15 protein-coding genes are annotated in these 19,848 nt (G+C 73.1%); 6 read left to right on the top strand and 9 right to left on the bottom strand.

Features of this window, described 5'->3' with window-relative positions; translation table 11 throughout:
* Window positions 1-19: 19 nt before the first annotated feature.
* The 4 genes from C1I99_RS07275 to C1I99_RS07260 all read right to left on the bottom strand — a co-directional run bounded on the left by C1I99_RS07275 (window position 20) and on the right by C1I99_RS07260 (window position 4,386).
* Window positions 20-985, bottom strand: coding sequence for a TAXI family TRAP transporter solute-binding subunit (locus C1I99_RS07275; RefSeq protein ID WP_111133432.1), 966 nt, complete (start codon window positions 983-985; stop codon window positions 20-22).
* 146 nt (window positions 986-1,131) lie between these two features.
* Window positions 1,132-1,806: a hypothetical protein gene (locus tag C1I99_RS07270; protein WP_111133431.1), complete on the bottom strand. Its 675-nt coding sequence runs from the start codon at window positions 1,804-1,806 to the stop codon at window positions 1,132-1,134.
* 101 nt (window positions 1,807-1,907) lie between these two features.
* On the bottom strand, window positions 1,908-2,705 hold the full coding sequence (gene yaaA / locus C1I99_RS07265; protein ID WP_111133430.1) for a peroxide stress protein YaaA: 798 nt from the start codon (window positions 2,703-2,705) through the stop codon (window positions 1,908-1,910).
* A 61-nt stretch (window positions 2,706-2,766) separates the two neighbouring features.
* The gene (locus C1I99_RS07260; protein WP_111133429.1) at window positions 2,767-4,386 is read right to left on the bottom strand and encodes a glycosyltransferase family protein; all 1,620 of its coding nucleotides are present in this window, start codon (window positions 4,384-4,386) and stop codon (window positions 2,767-2,769) included.
* A 139-nt stretch (window positions 4,387-4,525) separates the two neighbouring features.
* Between C1I99_RS07260 and C1I99_RS07255 the strand changes: the two genes are divergently transcribed.
* Entirely contained in the window at window positions 4,526-5,566 is a 1,041-nt protein-coding gene (locus C1I99_RS07255; protein WP_111133428.1) for an App1 family protein phosphatidate phosphatase, read from the top strand.
* Between the two features lie 33 nt (window positions 5,567-5,599).
* On the opposite strand, the gene C1I99_RS07250 is transcribed toward C1I99_RS07255, so the two are convergent.
* The 4 genes from C1I99_RS07250 to glgA form a co-directional block, all read right to left on the bottom strand.
* Window positions 5,600-5,860: a hypothetical protein gene (locus tag C1I99_RS07250; RefSeq protein ID WP_111133427.1), complete on the bottom strand. Its 261-nt coding sequence runs from the start codon at window positions 5,858-5,860 to the stop codon at window positions 5,600-5,602.
* Window positions 5,861-5,921: 61 nt separating this feature from the next.
* On the bottom strand, window positions 5,922-8,024 hold the full coding sequence (glgB, locus tag C1I99_RS07245) for a 1,4-alpha-glucan branching protein GlgB (protein ID WP_111133426.1): 2,103 nt from the start codon (window positions 8,022-8,024) through the stop codon (window positions 5,922-5,924).
* Window positions 8,012-10,108: an alpha-1,4-glucan--maltose-1-phosphate maltosyltransferase gene (locus tag C1I99_RS07240; protein ID WP_111133425.1), complete on the bottom strand. Its 2,097-nt coding sequence runs from the start codon at window positions 10,106-10,108 to the stop codon at window positions 8,012-8,014. The genes glgB and C1I99_RS07240 overlap by 13 nt, the downstream gene beginning before the upstream one ends.
* Before the next feature lie 38 nt (window positions 10,109-10,146).
* The gene (gene glgA / locus C1I99_RS07235; protein ID WP_111133424.1) at window positions 10,147-11,355 is read right to left on the bottom strand and encodes a glycogen synthase; all 1,209 of its coding nucleotides are present in this window, start codon (window positions 11,353-11,355) and stop codon (window positions 10,147-10,149) included.
* A 72-nt stretch (window positions 11,356-11,427) separates the two neighbouring features.
* On the opposite strand from glgA, the gene glgC reads away from it, so the two are divergent.
* Window positions 11,428-12,660, top strand: a complete 1,233-nt coding sequence (glgC, locus tag C1I99_RS07230) for a glucose-1-phosphate adenylyltransferase (protein WP_111133423.1) — start codon at window positions 11,428-11,430, stop codon at window positions 12,658-12,660.
* Window positions 12,661-12,732: 72 nt separating this feature from the next.
* Window positions 12,733-14,376 carry a phosphoglucomutase (alpha-D-glucose-1,6-bisphosphate-dependent) gene (gene pgm, locus C1I99_RS07225; protein WP_111133422.1) on the top strand — a complete coding sequence of 548 codons (1,644 nt, stop codon included), beginning with the start codon at window positions 12,733-12,735 and terminating at the stop codon, window positions 14,374-14,376.
* A 6-nt stretch (window positions 14,377-14,382) separates the two neighbouring features.
* Here the strand turns inward: pgm and C1I99_RS07220 are convergent, their stop codons facing one another.
* Window positions 14,383-15,312 (bottom strand): NAD(+)/NADH kinase, encoded by a 930-nt coding sequence (locus C1I99_RS07220; protein WP_111133421.1) that lies wholly within the window; start codon window positions 15,310-15,312, stop codon window positions 14,383-14,385.
* Between the two features lie 461 nt (window positions 15,313-15,773).
* On the opposite strand from C1I99_RS07220, the gene C1I99_RS07215 reads away from it, so the two are divergent.
* The 3 genes from C1I99_RS07215 to C1I99_RS07205 are packed head-to-tail and all read left to right on the top strand — an operon-like array spanning window position 15,774 to window position 19,832.
* Window positions 15,774-17,036 (top strand): lipopolysaccharide biosynthesis protein, encoded by a 1,263-nt coding sequence (locus C1I99_RS07215; RefSeq protein ID WP_158554027.1) that lies wholly within the window; start codon window positions 15,774-15,776, stop codon window positions 17,034-17,036.
* A complete protein-coding gene (locus tag C1I99_RS07210) occupies window positions 17,023-18,564 on the top strand; it encodes an O-antigen polymerase (RefSeq protein WP_111133419.1) in 1,542 nt (513 codons plus the stop codon). The genes C1I99_RS07215 and C1I99_RS07210 overlap by 14 nt, the downstream gene beginning before the upstream one ends.
* Window positions 18,561-19,832 carry a glycosyltransferase family 4 protein gene (locus C1I99_RS07205; protein ID WP_158554026.1) on the top strand — a complete coding sequence of 424 codons (1,272 nt, stop codon included), beginning with the start codon at window positions 18,561-18,563 and terminating at the stop codon, window positions 19,830-19,832. Before C1I99_RS07210 ends, C1I99_RS07205 begins: the two co-directional genes overlap by 4 nt.
* Window positions 19,833-19,848 lie beyond the last annotated feature (16 nt).

The following is a 19,848-nucleotide window of genomic DNA, read 5'->3' as shown; positions in this document are numbered from 1 at the left end:
GTCGGAGACCGGGACGGGATCAGGGCTTGGCGGCGCGGTACCAGGCGGCGGCACCGGGGTGCAGCGGCAGGGGGGCGGTGGCGATGGCCGAGCGGGGGCTCATCCGCCCGGCCGCCGGGTGCGCGGCGGCCAGCTCTTCCCGGCGTTCCATCAGCAGCCGGGTCACCTCCCTGATCAGCCGCTCCGGCAGTTCGGCGCGGACGATCAGGAAGTTCGGGTTGGCCACCGTGGTCACCGGGTCCGTGCCGTACACCGAGCGGGGTATGTCCCGCGAGACGTAGACCTCCGGGTTGCTGGCCCGCAGCGGCTCCGTCCAGCCGCCCAGGTCGACGATCCGGGTGGCGCTGCCGGCCGCGAGCTCCTCGACGGCCCGCACCGGCAGCCCGCCGGAGAAGAAGAACGCGTCGATCCGGCCCGCCCGCAGCGCCGCGACCGAGTCGTCGAGACCGAGTCGGTGCCGGCGCACCTCAGCGCCGCCCAGCCGGGCCACCTCCAGCAGCCGGGACGCGGTGATCTCGGTGCCGGACCCGGCGGCACCCACGGAGACCCGCCGCCCCCGCAGGTCGGCCAGCGTGCGGACCGGGCCGCCGGCGGTGGTGACCAGGTGCAGCAGGTCGTCGTAGACCCGGGCCACCGCGGCGACCGACGGGTGCGCGGCCGGGGCGGCGGGCAGCACGTCGGCCTGGGTGAAGCCCAGCTCGGCCGCGCCGTCACCGACCAGCCGGACGTTCTCGGCCGACGCGGCGGTCACCACGACGCTGGCGTGTACCCCCGGCAGCTCCCGGTTGAGGATGGTGGCCAGCGACTGCCCGAACGCGTGGTAGACCGCCGTCGGGCTGCCGGTGGCGATCCGGATCTGCACGGGCGGGCCGGGCGAGTCCCGGCAGCCGGCGAGGCCGGGCAGGGCCGCGACCAGCAGCAGCGCCAGCAGCGCTGGCAGCCGGGCAGGGCGCGGCCGGGCGCGGTGGGACCGGGTTCGACTCACGGGCTGCACTCTGCGACGCGGAGGCGGTCGGCCGCAACCCTCGGCCTCACCGGTCCGGCTGGGTGGCCTCCGCCGGCACAGCGGCGTCGATCACCTCCCACCCGTCGTCGGCGTGGCGGACGACACCAATCAGCCTCAGCCGGCGGTCATGTCTGGACCGACGCCCGGGCCGGCCCCAGCGCGGCGCTGTGCAGGATCCGCTGGCGGTCCGGCCCGTCGGCGACGCTGACCAGGAAGCAGCCGGTACCCGGGCGCAGCAGCGCCGGGACGTCCAGCAGAGCCGCGCCCCGGACCAGGACGGCGGCCAGCTCCCGGTCGGTGAGCCGGACACCGAGGATGTGCCGGCGTACGTGCCGGCCCCCGGCCAGCAGCGCGGCGCGCCAGGCCGCCGCGGCCAGCCGGGGCCGCCACACCCGCCGGGCCATCGACGCGCCGGGAACCGGGCCGCCGAGCAACTCCCGCCGGCCCTGCCGCCACCCGGCCGCCAGCAGCGACGCGTACGCCGGCTGGTGCGCGCGCGGCACGGAGAGTCGGTGCAGTTCGTAGCGGCGGCGCAGCCCGCCGACGGCCAGTTCGTGCTCGACGGCAACGTCGAGCCGGGCGAGCAGCTGCCGCATCCGCTGTGCTGCCTCCTCCCGGTTGAACTCGACCGTCGCCGGCCGGTACGTGCTCGCCGGTCGGCGGGCCCCCGCGACGGCCGGCGGCGGCATGCAGCGCAGCAGGCAGGCGGCCTCGAACGCGTCGGCCAGGGTCAGCCAGTCCAGCGGCGGCGGGTTCGTCGGCCGGCGGGGCCGATCGAGCAGGGTCGGTTCGGGAGCCAACTCAGGCACTCCTTGTCGGCGTCGGGGTGCCCCTACCGTGACCCCTCGACCCCACCGGCGGTACCGATCCGCCCCAGCCTTGAGGAAATCTTGCGGCAGCCCTACAGCTCGGTGACCACCACATCGACCTGGCGTGGCCGGCCGGCCACCGCGAGCTGCTCCAGCACCGGGTACTTCAGGTCGCGCAGCGCGGTCACCAGCCCGTCGGCGGTGCGCGGCCGGGCGCCGGCGAGCAGCAGGTCGCGCACCAGCCGTCCCTTGGTCGCCTTGTTGAAGTGACTCACCACCGACCGGACGGGAACACCGTCGACCTCCCGCTCGTGCAGCACCCGCACGGTCACGGTGCGCCCGGCCGTCGCGCCCCGGGGTGTCCAGGTAGCCGCATAGGCGCCGGAGCGCAGGTCGAGCACCGGCCCGTCGCCGGCCGCCGCGGTCATCGCCGGCGCCAGCGCCCGCCGCCACCACGCCGCCAGGGCCCCCACCCCCGGCAGCTTCGCCCCGATCGGGCAGCGGTACGGCGGGATGCGGTCGGTGAGGCGTACCGCGCCCCAGAGGCCGGAGCTGATCAGCACCGAGCGGCGGGCCGCCCGCTGCGCCGCCGGGGGCAGCGAGTCGAGGTCGAGCGCCTCGTAGAGCACCCCGGTGTAGAGCCGCCCGGCCGGCGTGCTGGCCGCCTCCCGCAGCCGGGCGTTGCGGCGCAGCTCACCGCGCTGGCCCTCGCTGAGCCCCAGCGCCGACCGGGCGGCCTCCTCGTCGCCCCCGGCGCAGAGCGCCACCAGCGCGGCCAGCACCTCCTCCCGAGCGCCGGTCAGCTCCGGCAGGGAGAGGCGGGACAGGTCCAGCCGCCGGCCGGTGCCGGCGTCGGCCTTGCCCTCCGAGGGCGGCAGCAGGATGAGCATCGGGGACTCCTCGATCGGCCCGGCGCCCGCGCACCGGTCCGGCCAGCGTACGGCCCGGCCCTTACCGCCACGGCCGGACCGGCGTCCGCGGGTGGTACACGCGATACCCGTCCACCTCGACGACCAGCGCGGCGTCGGCCCCGTCGCCGAGCAGCCGGCGCATCCGCCGCTCCAGCGTCGAGCCGGCCTCCACCACGTAACCCGGCCGGTCCGCCCGGCCCACCTGCCGCCAGTACGCCGGATACCGGTTCTGCCCGGGGGTGAACCACTCGTCGATGACCCCGCAGGCCACCTCCTCGGCGGTATTGAAGATCAACCGGTTGCAGGTCCAGTAGTCCCCGTACACCTCCCGCAGGCCGCCCGCGCGGACCGCGTCGGCCAGCTCGCGGGCCTGCCGCTCGTCGGTGCGGGAGGCCCCGCTGCCGGTGGTCGCGAACAGCACGGTGATCACCACCATGGTCGCGGCGAGCGCGGCCAGCCCGGCGGTGGCGACCGCCCCGGTCAGCCGGCCGAGCGCGCCGGCCGTGCCCCGCCAGCAGGCGACCGCCGCCAGCCAGAGCGGCCAGAGCACCGCCGGCAGGGACAGCTGCAGCACCGACAGGTAGCGCGCGTTGCTCAGCGGGTCGTTGGCGGCCAGCGGGCTACGCACGTACGACAGCAGGGTCAGCGCCGCCCCCACGACCAGCGCGAGGTGCACCACCGGCCCGACGCGCCGGCTCCGCGCGCCACCCGCGGCCCGGCGGTACGCGACCAGCGCCACCACCGCGGCCACCACCAGCAGCACGGGGTAGAGCAGGCCGAACCACTCCTGCCAGCGGGCGCAGCCGTCGACCGGGCAGCCGCCGGTGGCCAGCGGCACCCCCTCCACCAGCCCGCCGCGCAGCCGATCCGCCCACGGCGGCGCCGGCCCGGCCCGGGTGCTGATCTCCTGGAACACCGACAGCGAGTCCTCGCCCGGCGGAGCGACCAGGTTGTCGCGGATCATCGGCGCGATCCCGAGGGCGAACCCGGCCGCCAGCAGCACCCCGGCCCAGCCGAGCAGCTCGCGGCGGGCCACCCAGAGCAGCACCAGCGTGGCCACCCCCAGGTACGGCAGGATCAACCAGTCCGACCAGGCGGCCACCCCGGCGAGCAGGCCGAAGAGCCCCACGGCCAGCCGCCGGTGCCGCACGCTGTCCCGGGCGAGCCCCACGGCGATCAGCAGCATCAGCAGCACCGCCGCCTTCACCTCCGGCCGGCCGCCCACCACGGTCAGCTGGTCCCGCACCACCCGCTCCGAACCGAGCGCCAGCAGGCCGACGACGAAGGTGGCGAACCACGGCGAGCCGACCCGCCGGGTCAGCCGGTGGATCAGCCAGAGGAAGAGCGCGTAGAGCAGCAGCAACGGTAGGCGCAGCACCGGCCAGCTCGGCCCGGTCAGCGCGACCAGCGGCGCGGCCAGGTACGACTCCAGCGTCCCCATGTAGCGCTGGCCGTAGAGGAAGACCGGCAGCTCCCGGCCCTGCGCGATGTGCAGCGCGGCCAGGCCGAAGGTCGCCTCGTCGCTGTTCGACGCCGGCACCGTATGCAGCGTCAGGACCAGCCGGTAGCCGACCCCGGCCAGCCCGAACAGCAGCGCGACGAGCGCCGGCCGGTCGAGCTGCGGGCGCCACCGCCCGTGGTGCTGCACTGGTTGCGACACGACCAACGCCCCCGTCGTCGTCCCGACCGGAGTCTTGCACGGGCCCGCGCCCGGGCGGGGCGGATCGGCCGACTCGGCGGCACCGGGGCGCCCACGTCCCGCGTAGCCGGGAATCGCCGGGTTGTGGCAGGGTTGCAGAGTGCCACCCACTCCGGCAGGCCAGTTGGCCGTACCCAACCTGCACCGGGCCGCACGGATCGAGGACGCCGTGCATCAGCTGGTCGAGCGGCGGCTGCGGCGCACCGGCTGGCGGATCAACATCGTCGCGTACACCGGCTACGGCGCGCCCGGTTGGGTGCGGGTGATGTGCCGGGTGCTGCTGGGCCGGCCGGACACCCGCCAGCGGGCCCGGTTGGACAAGGTGCGCGGCTGGCGCAGCTTCACCACCCTGCCGGCCAAGCACGTGGCGGTGACCATCGAGGCGGGTGGGGTACGGCACGAGGCGCAGACCGACCGGAGCGGCTTCATCGACACCATGGTCGAGGCCGACCTGCCGCCCGGCTGGGGGTCGGTACGGCTCAGCCTGCCGGACGCCGAACCGGTCGAGGCGCCGGTGCGCATCCTCGATCCGGAGGTGCGCTTCGGCATCCTCTCCGACATCGACGACACCGTCATGGTCACCGCGTTGCCCCGCCCGCTGCTCGCCGCCTGGAACACGTTCGTCCTCGACGAGCACGCCCGGGCCGCGGTGCCCGGCATGGCGGTGCTCTACGAGCGGCTGGTCACGGCGCACCCCGGCGCGCCGGTGTTCTACCTCTCCACCGGCGCCTGGAACGTCGCGCCGACGCTGACCCGGTTCCTGTCCCGGCACCTCTACCCGGCCGGGCCGCTGCTGCTGACCGACTGGGGCCCGACCGCGGACCGCTGGTTCCGCAGCGGCCGGGAACACAAGCGGGTCACGCTGGCCCGGCTGGCCCGGGAGTTCCCCGAGGTGAAGTGGCTGCTGGTGGGCGACGACGGGCAGCACGACCAGGAGATCTACCGCGAGTTCGCCGCCGCCCACCCGGACAACGTGGCCGGGGTGGCGATCCGCCGCCTCTCGCCCACCCAGGCGGTGCTGGCCGGTAGCATGCCCGTCCCGCACGGCCGCCCCTCCGAGGGGCCGGTGGGGCAGAAGTGGCTCTCCGCGCCCGACGGCGCCGGCCTGTGGAAGCTGTTGCGGGACGTGGGCCTGGTCTGAGGTACGCCCGACCGGGCCCGCGCCCGACGGCCGTCAGCCCCCGGTGCCGGCCGGTTGCGCGGCCTCGATGTCGGCGGTGCAGCCGGCTGCGGCCCGGCGCTGCTGGAGGAGGTCGACAACCGCCTGCCGGTTGGCGATCCGGGCGGCCGAGTTGGCATCCGGGTTCTGCTGCTGCTCGGCGATGAAGGTCAGGTTGTTGCGCAGCGCCGTGTTTAGGCCCTGGCAGTTCTCGGCCGCCTGGCCGGTGCCGGTGGCCACCGCGAAGGCCGCCGCGGCGGTGACCGCGACGGCCACACCACCGGCCGCGACGCCGGAGAGCCACCGGGGGCGGCCGGCGTGGTGCGGAAGCCGCCGGTCAGTCCCGGCGGAGCCAGAGCGCGCCCAGCGGCGGCACCTGGAGTGCGGCGGAAGCCGGGAAGCCCTGCCACGGCACGTCCTCGGCCGGCACGGCACCCAGGTTCCCCACCCCCGACCCGCCGTAGTGGTGCGCGTCGGTGTTCAGCACCTCCCGCCACGTCCCGGCGGCGGGCAGGCCGATGCGGTAGTCGCGCAGCGGCAGGGCGGAGAAGTTGGCCACGCACACCAGGGTGGAGCCGTCGGGGGCGATCCGGACGAACGAGACGGTGTTGTTGGCGACGTCGTCGCCGGCGATCCAGCGGAACCCGGCCGGCTCGGTGTCCTGCGCCCACAGCGCCGGAGTGTCCCGGTAGACCGCGTTCAGGTCGCCGACCAGCCGCTGCACCCCGGCCCGGGCCGGGTCGTGCAGCAGGTACCAGTCCAGGCCGCGCTCCTCGCTCCACTCTCGGTCGTCGGCCAGCTCGCAGCCCATGAAGAGCAGCTGCTTGCCCGGGTGCGCCCACATGTACGCCAGCAGCGCGCGCACGGTGGCCAGCCGCTGCCAGGTGTCACCGGGCATCTTGCCGGCCAGCGAGCCCTTGCCGTGCACCACCTCGTCGTGGCTGATCGGCAGCATGTAGTTCTCACTCCAGGCGTACGCCAGCGAGAAGGTGAGCTGATGGTGGTGGTGCTGCCGGTAGATCGGGTCCTTCGAGGTGTAGAGCAGGGTGTCGTGCATCCAGCCCATGTTCCACTTGAACCCGAAGCCGAGGCCGCCGTTGGCGGTGGACCGGGTGACCCCCGGCCAGGCGGTGGACTCCTCGGCGACCATCACCACCCCCGCGTGGTGCCGGTAGACAGTCGCGTTCACCTCCTGCAGGAACGCGATCGCCTCCAGGTTCTCCCGGCCGCCGTGCACGTTCGGCGCCCACTGGCCCTCCTGCCGCGAGTAGTCCAGGTAGAGCATCGAGGCGACCGCGTCCACCCGCAGCCCGTCCACGTGGAACTCGGAACACCAGTAGAGCGCGTTGGCGACGAGGAAGTTGCGCACCTCGCGGCGGCCGAAGTCGAAGACGTACGTGCCCCAGTCGGGGTGCTCGCCGCGGCGCGGGTCGGGGTGCTCGTAGAGCGGCGTGCCGTCGAAGCGGGCCAGGGCCCACTCGTCGCGGGGGAAGTGCGCCGGCACCCAGTCGAGGATCACCCCGATGCCGGCGGCGTGCAGCCGGTCCACCAGGTAACGGAAGTCGTCCGGGTCGCCGAACCGGGCCGTCGGGGCGTAGTAGCCGGTGACCTGGTAGCCCCAGGAGCCGCCGAACGGGTGCTCCATCACCGGCAGGAACTCCACGTGGGTGAAGCCCAGCTCGGTGACGTACGCGGTCAGCTCGTCGGCCAGCTCCCGGTAGCCCAGGCCGGGTCGCCACGAGCCGAGGTGCACCTCGTAGATGCTCATCGGCTCCTGGTGCGGCGCCCGTCGCGCCCGCCGCTCCAGCCAGGCGGCGTCGGTCCACTCGAAGCGGGAGTGGTGCACCACCGACGCGGTGGCCGGCGGCACCTCGGTGTACGCCGCGAGGGGGTCGGCCTTGTCCCGCCAGTGCCCGTCGGCGCCGAGGACGCGGTACTTGTAGCGGGCGCCGGTCCGGGCGCCCGGCACGAAGACCTCCCACACGCCGCTGGCGCCGAGCGAGCGCATCGGCCAGCCGTCGTCCGGCGCCCAGCCGGTGAAGTCGCCGATCACCCGCACGCCCCGGGCGTTGGGCGCCCAGACGGCGAACGCCACACCCTCGTCGAAGACCCGGGCGCCGAGCGCCTCCCAGAGCCGCTCGTGCCGGCCCTCGCCGATCAGGTGCAGGTCCAGCTCGCCCAGGGTGGGCGGGTACCGGTACGGGTCGTCGTGGGCCCGCCCGTCGACCTCCACCCGGTAGTCGAGCACCTCGCCCGGCACGGTCGTCTCGAACACGCCCACGTCGTGCACCCGCGTCATCGGGTGCCGTTCCCCGCCGACCAGCACCGCCACGTCGCCGGCGCCGCGGCGCAGGGTACGGATGACGGTGCGCCCGTCGGCGGGGTGCGCGCCGAGCACCGCGTGCGGGTCGTGGGTGTGGCCGGCGATCAGCTGCTCCATCGCGGGTCGTCCTCCTGGGCCGGAACGGTCGGGGCGGCGCCGCCCGAGAACTCGTCGGGGACGTCTTCGACGGTGCGGCCCGCCGGGCCGGTCGCGGCGCGGGTCACCAGGTCGGGCGGGGCCGGCCGGCGCACGGTCAGCACGTGCGCGGGTTGCAGGTACGGGTCGAGCCGGACGGCGTTGCGCTGCCCCCAGTCGTAGCCGGCCCCGGTCAGCTCGTCGTGCACGGTGAAGCGTTCGTGCCAGTCGAAGCCGAGCGCCGGCATGTCCAGCGTGGTGTTGCCCCACTGCACGGTCTGCGGGTCGAACGAGCAGACCACGATCACCGTGTTGCCGGTCTCCGGGTCGCGCTTGGACCAGCAGAGCAGCGCCGGGTTGTCGATGTCGTGGAAGACCAGGTTGCGCAGCCGGCGCAGGGCCGGGTTGTCCCGGCGTACCCGGTTGAGGGTGGCGATGAACGGTGCCAGCGAGCGGCCCTGCGCCTGCGCGCCCGCCCAGTCCCGGGGACGCAGCTCGTACTTCTCGTTGTCCAGGTACTCCTCGGCGCCGGGGCGGGCGACGTGCTCGAAGAGCTCGTAGCCGGCGTACATGCCCCAGGAGGGGGCGAGCAACGCGGCCAGCACCGCCCGGATCTTGAACATCGGCGGGCCGCCGTGCTGCAACGTCTCGTGCAGGATGTCCGGCGTGTTCGGCCAGAAGTTCGGCCGCATGTAGTCCGCCGCCGCCACCAGCTCCGCGCAGTACGCCCGCATCTCCGCCGCGGACGTGCGCCAGGTGAAGTACGTGTACGACTGGGTGAAGCCGATCTTGCCGAGGCCGTGCATGATCGCCGGCCGGGTGAACGCCTCGGCGAGGAAGAGCACGTCCGGGTCGACCTTCTTGACCTCCCAGATCAGCCAGTGCCAGAAGTCGAACGGCTTGGTGTGCGGGTTGTCGACGCGGAAGATCCGGATCCCCTCGCCGACCCAGTGCAGCACCACCCGCAGGATCTCCGCGCGGATCCCCTCCGGGTCGTTGTCGAAGTTCAGCGGGTAGATGTCCTGGTACTTCTTCGGCGGGTTCTCCGCGTACGCGATGCTGCCGTCGGCCCGGGTGGTGAACCACTCCGGGTGCTCGGTCACCCACGGGTGGTCGGGCGCGCACTGCAACGCCAGGTCCATCGCCACCTCCAGGCCCTGCTCGGCGGCGGCCGCGACGAAGTCGCGGAAGTCCTCCGCCGTACCCAGGTCGGGATGGATGGCGTCGTGCCCGCCCTCCGCGGCGCCGATGGCCCACGGCGAGCCGACGTCGTCCGGGCCCGCGGTCAGCGAGTTGTTGCGGCCCTTGCGGTTGATCCGGCCGATCGGGTGGATCGGCGGCAGGTAGAGCACGTCGAAGCCCATCGCGGCGACGCCCGGCAGGCGCTCGGCGGCGGTGGCGAACGTGCCGGAGCGGGCCGGCGCGTCGACGGTCGCCGGGATCGCCCCCTCCGAGCGGGGAAAGAACTCGTACCAGGCGGAGAAGAGCGCCCGCTCGCGGTCCACCCACAGCCGGTGCTCGTCACCGGTGGTGACCAGCTCGCGGACCGGATGTTCCCAGAGCAGGCCGGCCAGCTCCAGCGCCGGGGCGACCCGCCGGGACGGCGGCAGCCGGTCGTCGCGCAGCGCCGCCACCGCCGCGGTCACCCGGTCGCGCTCGCCGGGCGGTACCAGCCCGACGGCGGTGGTCAGCACCCGCACGCCCTCGGCCAGGTCGTTGGCCAGGTCCTCCGGGCCCTGGCCGGCGGCGATCTTCTTGGTCACCGCGTTCTGCCAGGTCAGGTAGGGGTCGTGGAACGCCTCGACCGCGAACACCCACTCGCCGACCGCGTCCGGCCGCAGGACGGCGTGCCAGCGGTCCTGCCCGGGCTCGCCGGGCCGCATCCGGGTGAACGGGCGTGCCCGCCCGTCGGGGCCGCGCCAGGCCATGTTGCAGCCGAGCGCGTCGTGCCCTTCCCGGTAGGCGCGGGCCGCCACCGGCACCAGCTCGCCCACCACCGCCTTGGCCGGGTAGCGACCGCAGGAGACGACGGGGGAGACGTCTTCGATCGGGAACCGTCCAGTCACCCCGTCAACCTACTGCGCGAGATCCGTTCGCGCGCGGCTCAGCCTGCCGCGCCCACCGACCGGTAGACCGCCAGCGTCCGCTGGGCGACGGCGTCCCAGGAGAAGTGCTTGACCGCCCGGTGCCGCCCGGCGAGGCCGAACTCCGTGGCGCGCTTCGGGTCCGCCAGCACCTCGTTGATCCGGGCCGCCAGGTCGGCGACGAAGCGCTGCGGGTTCAGCGGCCGGCCGGAGCCGTCGGTGGCCTGCTCGACCGGCACCAGCAGCCCCGTCTCCCCGTCGGCGACCACCTCGGGGATGCCGCCGGTGGCGGTGGCCACCACCGCGGTCTCGCAGGCCATCGCCTCCAGGTTGACGATGCCCATCGGCTCGTACACCGACGGGCAGACGAAAAGCGTGGCGTGGGTGAGTACCTGGATCACCTCGTGCTTGGGCAGCATCTCGGCCACCCAGACCACCCCGGACCTCCTCGCGCGCAGCTCGGCGACCAGCTCCTCCACCTCGATGGCGATCTCCGGGGTGTCCGGCGCGCCGGCGAGCAGCACGAGCTGCGTGTCGCCGGGCAGGTCACGCGCGGCGCGCAGCAGGTAGGGCAGGCCCTTCTGCCGGGTGATCCGGCCGACGTACACCACGCTGGGACGGGACGGGTCGATGCCGAGCCGGTCCACCACGTCGGTGCCGGTGTCCGGGGCGTACTGCGCGGTGTCGATGCCGTTGTAGACCACCCGTACCCGGTCGGGGTCCACCGCCGGGTAGGCGGTCAGCACGTCGCGCTTCATCCCCTCGCTGACCGCGATGACCGCGTCGGCGGCTTCCACCGCCGTCCGCTCGCACCACGAGGAGAGTGCGTAGCCGCCGCCGAGCTGCTCGGCCTTCCACGGCCGCAGCGGCTCCAGGCTGTGCGCGGTCACCACGTGCGGCACCCCGTGCAGCAGCTTCGCGGTGTGCCCCGCCAGGTTGGCGTACCAGGTGTGGCTGTGCACCACGTCGGTGCCGGCGCAGCCCGCGGCCATCTCCAGGTCCACGCCCATCGTGCGCAGCGCGGCGTTCGCGCCGGCCAGGCCGGGCGGTTCGGCGTACGCGGTGACGCCCGGCTCGGTGCGCGACGCGCCGAAGCAGTGCACCCGCACGTCGGCGAGCCGGCGCAGCTCCCGGGCCAGGTACTCGACGTGCACCCCGGCCCCGCCGTACACCTCCGGCGGGTACTCCCGGGTGAGCAGGTCGACGCGCAGCCGTGCGGAGTCCGTCATGCCCCCGCACACTAGTGCAGATTCGCGCCTGTACGAGTGGTGAAGTCGCGGTGGGATGGATAGCGTCGGTACATGGCTGCCAAGGTGCTCGCGATCGTCCTGGCCGGCGGGGAGGGCAAGCGCCTGATGCCGCTCACCACGGACCGGGCCAAGCCGGCCGTCCCCTTCGGCGGGATGTACCGCATGGTCGATTTCGTCCTCTCCAACCTGGCCAACGCCGGCTACCTCAAGATCGTCGTGCTGACGCAGTACAAGTCGCACTCGCTGGACCGGCACATCACCCAGACCTGGCGGATGTCGACCATGCTCGGCAACTACGTCACCCCCGTGCCGGCGCAGCAGCGCCGCGGCCCGTGGTGGTTCGCCGGCTCGGCCGACGCGATCTACCAGAGCTTCAACCTGATCAACGACGAGCAGCCGGACCACGTGATCGTCTTCGGTGCCGACCACATCTACCGGATGGACCCGCGGCAGATGGTGGAGGACCACATCGCCTCGGGCGCCGGGGTGACCGTTGCCGGGATCCGGCAGCCGCTGTCGACGGCCGACCAGTTCGGCGTGATCGAGGTGGGCGAGGACGGCCGGCGGATCCGGGCGTTCCGCGAGAAGCCCACCGACGCGATCGGCCTGCCCGACGCCCCCGACCAGATCTACGCCTCGATGGGCAACTACGTCTTCACCACCGGCGCGCTCTGCGACGCGGTCGAGCGCGACGCGGAGGACAAGACCAGCAAGCACGACATGGGCGGCAGCATCATCCCGATGCTGGTCGAGCGGGGCGAGGCCAACGTCTACGACTTCAAGGACAACGAGGTTCCCGGCAGCACCGACCGGGACCGCGGCTACTGGCGCGACGTGGGGACGCTCGACTCGTTCTACGACGCGCACATGGATCTGATCAACGTGCACCCGGTGTTCAACCTCTACAACTTCGAGTGGCCGATCTACAGCAACCAGCCGCCGTACCCGCCGGCGAAGTTCGTCCACCAGTGGGGGGAGCGGGTGGGCCGGGCGGTGGGTTCAATGGTCTCGCCCGGCGCGGTGATCTCCGGCTCGCTGGTGGAGAACTCCATCGTCTCGCCGCGCGTGAAGGTCCACTCGTGGGCGCACGTGGACGGCGCGGTACTCATGGATGGTGTCGAGATCGGCCGGCACGCGGTGGTCCGCCGGGCCATCCTGGACAAGAACGTGTTCGTCCCGGAGGGCGTCGAGATCGGCGTGGACCTGGAGAAGGACCGGCAGCGTTACACCGTCTCCGACAACGGCATCGTGGTGATCGGCAAGGGGCAGCGGGTCGAGCCGTGAGCATCCGCCACGTGTGACCCGCCCTTCGCCGGGAAAGAGTCGACGTCCGTCCCGCTCCAGGAGGTTGCCGCAGTGACCCACCCCCGCGCCGGCCAGCCCGCCGAGCCCGCCGACCTGGTCGACGTGCCGCGGCTGGTGACCGCCTACTACGCCGAGCACCCCGACCCGGAGAACCCGGCGCAGCAGGTCTCCTTCGGCACCTCCGGCCATCGCGGGTCGAGCCTGAGGAACGCGTTTAACGAGGACCACATCCTCGCGGTCACCCAGGCGCTCTGCGACTACCGGCGCGAGCGCGGCGTCGACGGCCCGCTCTTCCTGGCCCGGGACACCCACGCCCTGTCCGCCCCCGCCGCGGTGAGCGCGCTGGAGGTGCTCGCCGCCAACGAGGTGACCGTGCTGGTGGACAGCCGGGACGGCTACACCCCCACCCCGGCCCTGTCGCACGCCGTGCTGGCCCACAACCGGGGGCGCACCAGCGCGCTCGCCGACGGCATCGTGATCACGCCGTCGCACAACCCGCCCGACGACGGCGGGTTCAAGTACAACCCCACCCACGGCGGGCCGGCCGACACCGACGTCACGAAGTGGATCCAGGACCGCGCCAACGCGATCCTCGCCGCCGGGCTCAAGGAGGTGAAGCGGATCCCGTACGCGCGGGCCCGCGCCGCCGACACCACCGGGACGTACGACTTCCTCGCCGGCTACGTCGACGACCTCCCGGCGGCCATCGACGTCGACGCGATCCGGGACGCCGGGGTGCGCATCGGTGCCGACCCGCTGGGCGGAGCCAGCGTGGCCTACTGGGGCGAGATCGCCGAGCGGCACCGGCTGGACCTGACCGTGGTCAACCCGACGGTCGACCCGACCTGGCGGTTCATGACCCTGGACGGCGACGGCAAGATCCGGATGGACTGCTCCTCGCCGAACGCCATGGCGTCGCTGATCGCAGCCCGCGCCGACTACCAGGTCTCCACCGGCAACGACGCCGACGCCGACCGGCACGGCGTCGTCACCCCCGACGGCGGCCTGATGAACCCCAACCACTACCTGGCGGTGGCGATCGCAAACCTGTTCCGCACCCGGACGCAGTGGGGCCCGGCGGCCGCGGTCGGCAAGACCCTGGTCTCCTCCTCGATGATCGACCGGGTCGCCGCCGATCTGGGTCGGCCGTTGCTGGAGGTGCCGGTCGGCTTCAAGTGGTTCGTGCCGGGGCTGCTCGACGGGGCCGTCGGCTTCGGCGGCGAGGAGAGCGCGGGCGCGTCGTTCCTGCGCCGCGACGGGAGCACCTGGACCACCGACAAGGACGGCATCCTGCTCTGCCTGCTCGCCGCCGAGATCATCGCCACCACCGGGCGGACCCCGAGCGAGCACTGGTCCGAGCTGGCCGGGCGCTTCGGCGCGCCCGCGTACGCGCGGATCGACGCGCCGGCGACCCGGGAGCAGAAGGCTGTGCTCGCCAAGCTCTCGCCAGAGCAGGTGACCGCGACCGAGCTGGCCGGGGAGCCGATCAGCGCGACGCTCACCGCCGCCCCCGGCAACGGTGCCCCGATCGGCGGCCTCAAGGTGACCACGGAGTCCGGCTGGTTCGCCGCCCGCCCGTCCGGCACGGAGGACGTCTACAAGATCTACGCCGAGTCGTTCCAGGGGCCGGAGCACCTGACCCGGATCCAGTCCGAGGCGAAGCAGCTGATCACCGAGGTGCTCAAGCGGGCCTGAGCCCGCTCAGCGGGGCGGAGGGAGTTCCCGGCGGTTGAGCTGCCGGCGCAGCGACTCCGGCAGCAACTCGCGCAGCTGTTCGGGCAGCAGCGGCAGGTCCAGCAGACTCAGCTTGAGCTGGTTGCGCTCCTGGTAGCGGCGCGGGTCGAGGCGGACGACCAGGCCGGCGTCGCGGCGGTAGCGGACCTGCACCGCGCCCTCGGTCGCGGCGTCGCGGATCACCAGGCCGTCCATCTCCACGGCGACCGGCCCGGAGCCCGGCCGCAGCTCCAGCCGGATGGTCTCCTCTGGGGAGAGCACCACCGCGCGGGAGATCCCGGCCATCGGGGCGGAGGGAGTCACCACCACCGCGTCGGTGGCCGGGGAGATCAACGGACCGCCGGCGGCGTAGCTGTACGCGGTCGACCCGGTCGGGGTGCTCACCACCAGGGCGTCGCAGCGGTAGTAGCCGTACTGCTGCTCGTCGACGGCGAGGGTGGCGTTGACGAAACCCGCGCCGGGCTGGCGGACCAGCGCGACGTCGTTGAACGCGACGACGTCGTCGCCGCACACGTCGCAGGCCAGGCAGCTGTGCCGCTCGACGGTGAAGTCCTTGGCGGCCAGCCGGTCCAGCGCGCGTGGCAGGTCCGGCGGCTCCACCTCCACGAGGAAGCCCAGCTTGCCGACGTGCACGCCGAGTACGGGCTTCGGGTCGCGCACCGCGGAGCGCAGCGCGCCGAGCATGGTGCCATCCCCGCCGATGGCGATCAGGGCGTTCGACGCGGCGGCCACCTCGTCGGCGGGCAGCGGCTCGACCGGCGCCGGCACCCGGTGCCGGTCCTCGGCGCGTACCGCCAGGCTCATCCGCTGCCGGACCGCCCAGTCGACGACGATCGCGATCACCTCGGAGACGTCCCGGGTGGGATGCAGCACCAGCCCGAGCCGGAAACGATCCATACCCACAGCTCACCACAATCTCCAGGGCCGGCACGGGCGTACCGGCCGGCGTCGCTGCCCTGACCGCCCGTGGGTCCGCTAGCAGAAGCGCGGGCGATCCTGGCCGGGAACCCGTGTTCCTCACCCGTGCCGGCGAACCCACGTCACCCGCTCGTGGTCGAGTCGTTGGTCGGGTTGCGACAACTGTGGCGGGTCCATCGTAGGACCGCTGGCGGCGGCTGACGTACGGGTGACTCCCTCTCGGGCACACCGGTCGCTCCGACTCGCCATGGGTTTCCGTCCCGATGGAACGGGACATGTTCGGTGTTGACGGGAGCGGGGGTTCCATTGTCCGGCGTGACCAGTCTGCGCTCAGTGCTGCCGGCCGTCGGCCGGCTGCCGGAAGCCGCTGGTCGGGCGCGCCGGCGGTGAGGCTGTTCCTGGGCCGCCGCTCCGCTCCGCCCCGCGGCCGGCTGGTGATCATGGCCCTGTTGGTGGGCGCCCAGTTGGTCAACCTGGTCGGCGTCGCCTTGGTCGCCCGACTCTACACGCCCGCCGCCTTCGGTGCCTTCGCCGTCCTCTTCGCGATCGCCTCGGTGGTCGGAGGTGCCAGCTCCCTGCGACTTGACGTGGCGGCGACGACCGCCCGGAATGCCGACGCCGCGGTGCTGTTCCGTCTGGCGGCTCGCTCCAACACTGCTGTCGCACTCGGCACCGGCCTTGTCGCCGTGACCTGCTATGCGTTCCTCGATCGGCTTGACGGGCAGGGGTTCGTCGAGTGCCTGGCCCTGGCCGCGGTGACTGCGGCGATCGCTGCCAGCGCCACTCTGACCTATGCGCGGGTGCGGCAGGGCCGATACCGCAGGGTGGCCGGTGGCAAGCTGCTGACCGCGGCGGTGCAGACTATCGCTCTGCTGCTCGCCGGGGTGGTGCTGCCCCAGCCGACCGGCCTGCTGCTCGCCAGCGCGCTCGGCTACGGCGCGGGCGCGCTGGCCCTGGCCCGGGGCGACCGCCCCGGGCATGGGTCAGCCCATCCCACCGCGCGCGACGTACTCGGGCGGCACCGCGGCTTCGTGCTGGCGTCCGCTCCGGCCGGCCTGATCAGCGCCCTCGCGGTAAACCTGCCGGTGCTGGCCACCGGAACGCTGCTGGGCAGCACTGCCGCCGGCGACCTGGCGCTGGCGTTGCGGATCGGTGCCCTCCCGTCCGCGCTGTTCGGGCAGGCGTTGATGCCGATCCTGTTCGGAGAGATCGCCCATCGGCTCCGGGCCGCGCCGTCGGGTGTGCTGCGCGCCTACGACCGGGCGCTGCTCGGGCTACTCGCCAGCGGTGCGGTCTCCGTCACCGGCCTGGCGTTGTCGACCTGGTGGTTGGCGCCGATGCTGTTCGGGCCGCAGTGGCGTGGTGCCGGCGTTGCTCTGCTGCTACTGGTGCCGTACATGGTCAGCCAGTTCGCGGTGTCACCGTTGAGCCAGAGCCTGAACGCGGCTGGCCGCAACGGCCAGCAGTTGTGCTGGGACCTAGGGCGGCTGGCGATGACGGTGGCCGTGTTCGCGGCGGTCGCCGTCGGGTGGCTCGGGCCCCTGGCGTGCCTGATCTCGCTTTCGGCCGCGATGGTCGCCACCTACGCGGTACATGTCGTGCTCACCCGCGCCGCGCTCGGCAGCGCGGCACGCGCAGCGGGCACCCCGACCTCCGGCGAAACCGTGCCGGTGAGGAGTGATGCAACCCATGCTCACGTCTGAGCTGTCCCGCGCGCCCGCGCGGCCGATTCTCGCACCGCCGGTTGCGGAGCCCGGCCGGGAGCACCGGCGGCCGCCGGAACGGCGGCGGGTGACGCACTGGGCGGTGCTCTTCGTCCTGCTGGCCGCGTACGTCGCACTGCTACAGGTGGTGTACCGGGACAAGGTCTCCCCGGTGTTCGAGTACCTGAACCTGCTCTACCGCAGTCCGGACCGCCTGAACTATACGGTCGCACTCGTCCTCGTGGCGGTGACGGCCCTGGCGATGCCGCGCCGGATTCGTCGGCCCTCGGACCTGATCCTCTGGGCCATGTTCGTCATGGTCGCGACGCCGAGCATCGTGGTCCCGCAGTACGCCGACATCCTGCCGGCCACCAAGGCGCTGGAACTCGCGGTCGTGGTGGCGGTGGTGTTCCTACTGGTGATCTGGGGAGCCCGGGTTGGTCCGTCGTGGGCGCTGCGGGTCGCCCGGCTCCCCACCTCGGATCTCTGGACCTTTCTGCTGGTCGTTTCGCTTCTCACATACGGCTACATGGCGATCACCACCGGGCTCAGCTTTCGGATGGTGGGGCTCGGCGACGTGTGGGAGATCCGGTCGGTGTACCGAGACCAGATCGCCGTCCACGGTCCCCTGCTCGCCTACCTGGTCCGGTTGCAGGGCAACGTGGTCAACCCCCTGCTCATCGTCCGCGGCATCTACACCCGGCGGTGGTGGATGGTGCTGCTCGGCTGCCTCGGGCAGATTCCGATCTACGCCGCCACGGGGTTCAAGCTGACCCTGCTGTCGATTCCGGCGATCATCGCGCTCACCCTGCTCTTCCGCTGGCGGACACGCCCGCGGGGCAGCACCATCCTGCTCGGGGTGGTCGCGCTCATCGTGGCCGTGTTGGCGGTGGACCACCTGCTGAACGGCATGCTCTACACGCAGGTCTTCGTCAACCGGCTGCTGCTCTCGCCCGGGATCCTCACCGCCGCGCACGTCATGGTCTTCACCGACCTGCCAAAGGCCCACTGGGGATACAGCTTTCTGTCGCCGTTCGTCACCTATCCCTACGCCGAGACGCCTGAGTTCATGGTCGGGGCCCAGATGTTCGGCCAGCCACAGACCTCGGCGAACGCCAGCCTCTTCGGTGACGGCTACAGCAACTTCGGCTACCCCGGAGTGCTCATCGAGGCGGCCGTTCTCGTCCTGCTGCTCTGGCTCGTCGACGCGGCGGCGCGGCACCTGCCGTTGGGGGTGAGCAGCGCGATCCTGCTCGTCCCCACCGTCGCGCTGGCGAACACGAGCGTCTTCACCAGCATTCTGTCGAACGGGTTCGCCTACGCGATCCTGCTGATGGCCTGCCTGCCCGCGGTTGGTTGGAGCCGGGAGGGCCGTGGGCGGTCCGGCGGCAGCCCTCCGGACGGCCCGACGCGGCGTGGCCGGCATCGCCGGGACGGAACCGCGTTCGGCGGGGGCCATCGGCCGATGTCGGGCGGCTCGACGTCCCTGGCAATCCCGTTGTCCGATCCACCATGGAGGTACCAGTGAGCGCGGTCAATGAGATGATCGTCACGGAGCACTGGCGACTGCGGGTGCCGACGGCGCCCCGCGTCGGTCGCACCGTGTGCGTGCCCACCGTCCACCCGACCGGCGACCGGCGGGTGCTGCGGTGCGCGCAGGCGGTGCTCGACGCGGGCTTCGACGTCCACCTGATCTGGCTCGGTGGGGATCCCGGCGCGTTCCGGCACCACCCGCGGCTGCGCGAAACCCGGCTGCCCGAGCCGGCCTCGCTGACCGACCGTCTCCGGGCGGTGCCGAAGGTAGCGGCCGTCGCCCGGGACGTGGAGGCCGACCTGTGGCACATCCACGACTACTACCTGCTGCCGCACGCGCGACGCTGGACTCGGCGCACAGGGCGGCCGGTGCTGTACGACGTCCACGAGTACTACCCCGAGTACTACTCCGAGCGGTTCGCCGCGCCATCCTGGATGCAGGGCCTGGCGCGGCGGCTCGTGGCCGGGGTGGAGCGGCGTCACGCCGTCCGCCTCGGTGCCGTGAACGCGGTCAGCGAGCAGTTGGCAAACCGGTTCCGGGCGTTCGGCGTGCCGGCGGTGGCGACGCCGAACTACCCCTCCGTCGACGCGTTCCACCACCCGCCGCGGGAGCTCACTCCCGATCTGCTGCACCGGGTGGTGCACACCGGCAACCTGACCACCCAGTACGGGGCCGACGTGCTCGTCGGGTTGGCCGCCGAGCTGGCGCGCATCGCGCCGGGGGTGGAGGTGCTGGCCATCTCGCGGTTTCCCTCGGACGCGGCGCGTCAGCGGTTCGCCGAGTCGCTGGAACGTGCCGGCCGGCCGGCGAACCTCACCATGCTCGACCCGATGCCGGCGCACGAGGTCGCCGGTCTGCTCGCGACCTGCGGCATCGGCCTGTCGTTGATGCAGGACGTGGGGGAGGCTCCACTCGCGGTCAACACCAAGTTCTATGAGTACGCGATCATGGGGCTTGCCGTGGTGACCTCGAACCTTCCCGCCGCGCGGCATTTCGTGCAGACGTCATCGGTGGGGCGGTGCGTGCCGGCCCACCGACCGGACCTGTTCGCCCGGGCGATCGTGGACCTCATTGCGGACGCCGGGCCGACCTGTGAGGCGGTGAACCGGGCCGCCGGGCGGGCCCGGAGGGAGCTGTCCTGGGAGCGGACCTGCGCGCCGCGGCTGCAGTCGCTGGTCCGGCAGTTGGCCTCCGGCCCCGAGGGGGAGCGTGGGGCGGGGCCGGCGGTGTCACCGGTGGCGCCCGGTGGGGACGGGCGGTAGTCGGCGATTTGCACAC

This window comes from Micromonospora deserti (genome assembly GCF_003236335.1).
Lineage (GTDB): Bacteria > Actinomycetota > Actinomycetes > Mycobacteriales > Micromonosporaceae > Micromonospora > Micromonospora deserti.
This window is presented reverse-complemented; position numbering and strand designations above follow the sequence as displayed.